This window comes from Bergeriella denitrificans NBRC 102155, assembly GCF_001592185.1.
Classification (GTDB): domain Bacteria; phylum Pseudomonadota; class Gammaproteobacteria; order Burkholderiales; family Neisseriaceae; genus Neisseria; species Neisseria denitrificans.
Genome location: NZ_BCWL01000368.1, coordinates 1 through 751 on the forward strand (window position 1 = coordinate 1; position 751 = coordinate 751).

At 59.9% G+C, this 751-nt stretch carries 2 protein-coding genes and 1 pseudogene; 2 read left to right on the forward strand and 1 reads right to left on the reverse strand.

What is annotated here, in order from left to right:
- Positions 1–292 (forward strand): annotated as a pseudogene (locus BDE01S_RS11495) (phage tail protein); the annotation flags it as partial.
- Positions 289–507, forward strand: coding sequence for a tail protein X (locus BDE01S_RS10850; RefSeq protein ID WP_066081484.1), 219 nt, complete (start codon positions 289–291; stop codon positions 505–507). The pseudogene BDE01S_RS11495 and the gene BDE01S_RS10850, both read left to right, overlap by 4 nt.
- A gap of 16 nt (positions 508–523) precedes the next feature.
- Here BDE01S_RS10850 and BDE01S_RS11625 read toward each other — a convergent pair.
- Positions 524–751: hypothetical protein (locus tag BDE01S_RS11625; protein WP_218015879.1), on the reverse strand; the 228-nt coding region annotated here is incomplete at its 5' end.

Below are 751 nucleotides of genomic sequence, written 5' to 3' on the forward strand. Positions count from 1 at the left end.
GGCTCTGGACATCGGCGGCGGCGTATTGGGCCGTCTGAACAATCTGCCGCAGGTGACATCGCTCATCGGCGATTTGTCGGGCGCGGCGCAGATGGCGGCGCAGGCTTCGCAGGCGGCTTCGGAACTGGGCGGCGCGGTGGCTTCGGCTCGCGCGGCGTTTGAGGGCGGCAACCCGCTCGATTGGTTGGAAGGCGGCGCAGGCGCGGTGGAGCGGGCGGGCGGCGCATTGGCCGACGGCGTGGCGGCGGTGGAAACGCTGACCGCTTGCCTGGCGTTAAGGAGGGATTTATGAGCGCAGTCATCCGCTACACCACGCGCGACGGCGACCGCTGGGATTTGATTGCTTATAAACATTACGGCAACGCGCTCTTGATTGACGGGCTGATGGCGGCCAATCCGCACCTGCCTTTAGCCGAGGAGTTTGAAAGCGGCTTGACCGTATTCGTGCCGGTGTTGAACGCCAAACCGCAAAGCAATCAGGCGGCCATGCCGCCGTGGATGAGGTAGTTTCAGGCAGCTTCCCTTACAGGAACAGACAGATATGATTGACTTTAAAGAGAAGTGGAAGCAGTTTTGGTGCGTTCATTCCCGCCACAAATGGGCATGCCGCCAAATCGGTTTGCAAACATTTTGCACTTGCCGGAACTGCGGGAAGGTATTCTGAGATACAGGCCGTCTGAAAGGAAAATACAATGGACGCATTGGGCGCATTTCTGCAATTAAACGGCTTCTCGGGCGGCGGCAGCAGCCA

What these genes read in the sequence shown, in the direction of transcription:
- BDE01S_RS10850 (WP_066081484.1), top strand. Translation starts at nt 289, where the DNA reads ATGAGCGCAGTCATCCGCTACACCACGCGCGACGGCGACCGCTGGGAT.